The 300-nt window shown below is 68.7% G+C and carries 1 protein-coding gene; it reads left to right on the top strand.

All coding sequences use genetic code 11. From position 1 onward, the window contains the following. Positions 1-300, top strand: a 300-nt coding sequence (locus AC0L20_RS40640; RefSeq protein WP_473295767.1) for a hypothetical protein, incomplete at both ends; no start/stop codon positions are given.

The raw sequence follows: 300 nt of genomic DNA, 5'->3' as shown, positions 1-300 counted from the left end.
GTTGGTGCTGGCCTTGCTCAGCGTGCTGCTCGGCGGCCTGGCCGGTTGGGTGCAATTGCAAAGCCGCCAGGCGCTGTGGCTGGGCCAGCACACCCGCACGCAACTGGCCGCCCAGGCCGGTATCGCCATGGTCATGGCGCAGCCGCACTGGGTGGCCGATGGGCGCGCTATCGCGCTGAACTTTGATGATGCGCGGTTGCAGGTCAGCCTGCGCAGCGAGCGCGGCAAGCTGTACCTGATCAATGCTGCGGCGGATGACCTCACGCGCCTGGCCCTGGCCTGCGGTGCCACGCCCGTTCA

This window comes from Bradyrhizobium sp. Kon58, assembly GCF_055807455.1.
The sequence above is the reverse complement of the archived record's forward strand: the minus strand, read 5'-3'. Positions and strand labels throughout refer to the sequence as shown.